Source organism: Vibrio sp. Vb1337 (assembly GCF_033338715.1).
GTDB classification, from domain to species: domain Bacteria; phylum Pseudomonadota; class Gammaproteobacteria; order Enterobacterales; family Vibrionaceae; genus Vibrio; species Vibrio alginolyticus.
Genome location: NZ_JAWOTD010000222.1, coordinates 1 through 1,110, shown reverse-complemented (window position 1 = coordinate 1,110; position 1,110 = coordinate 1). Strand labels below are relative to the sequence as shown.

General features: G+C 45.5%; 1 protein-coding gene and 1 pseudogene. Both read left to right on the top strand.

The features are described 5' to 3' along the window. Nucleotides 1-73: pseudogene (locus R7E42_RS25195) on the top strand (TetR/AcrR family transcriptional regulator); the annotation flags it as partial. A 17-nt stretch (nucleotides 74-90) separates the two neighbouring features. Further along, on the top strand, nucleotides 91-1,110 hold a 1,020-nt coding region (locus R7E42_RS25190; RefSeq protein WP_318073266.1), incomplete at its 3' end, for an MFS transporter.

Genomic DNA, 1,110 nt, shown 5'->3' with positions numbered 1-1,110 from the left:
TTTCTCAAGTGAGCCTGTAGATGGTAAAGAGTTAATCAGTAACTTGCTTTCTAACTACATCATGAACTGGTAACAAACAAAGGATTATCCATGTCATCCGACAGACAGCCGTCCTTGCTTACGCAAAGAAAGTTCCTGCCCTATTTTGTTACTCAGTTTTTTGGCGCTTTCAACGACAACATTTTTAAAAACGTTTTGTTGCTGTTTGTCGCTTTCGCTGGTTCTAGCGCATTACCCATTTCTAGTAATTTATTCATAAACTTAGCAGCTGGTTTATTCATTCTTCCATTCTTCCTTTTTTCTGCCTCTGCTGGAGTTTTGGCGGATAAATACGAGAAATCGTGGTTTATTCGCAAAGTAAAACTGTTTGAAATCGCCATCATGCTGCTAGGCGCCGTTGGCTTTATAACAGAAAGCTACGGTGTCTTACTTCTGCTGCTTTTCTTAATGGGTACGCAATCCGCGTTCTTCGGCCCCGTCAAGTACGCGCTTCTTCCTCAGGAATTAAACGCTAAGGAACTGGTACCGGGCAATGCCTTGGTTGAAGCCGGGACATTTATCGCCATTCTTATCGGCACGCTCGGTGCAGGCATTATTGCTTCTGCTGACAACGCGAAGTATCTGGCCGCTTTCTGCGTGGTTCTGTTTGCCCTGCTCGGTTACTTATCCAGTCGCTCGATTCCATTTGCTGCGGCAAGTGCCCCTGAACTTAAATTCCGTTGGCGACCTTATCAGCAAACTAAGCACACGCTGGCGATCGCGAAATCCGATCGCATCGTATTTCAATGCATCATGGCCATCAGTTGGTTTTGGTTTCTCGGTGCTGCATATCTTACTCAGTTCCCAAACTTCACCAAGGTCTACCTGAACGGTACAGAAAGCGCCGTATCTTTCTTACTTGCACTCTTCTCAGTAGGGATTGCTCTAGGCTCACAGGCTTGCAACTGGATATCAAATCATCGAATCGAAGTGGGCATCGTGCCAATCGGTGCCTTAGGCATCACCATCTTCGGTTACTTAATGGCGACATCAGTACCAACTGAGCTACCTGAGTTCGCAAACTTCATTGAATTTGTTCGTTTCGAGCCTTTCTGGCCACTGTTTTTCTAT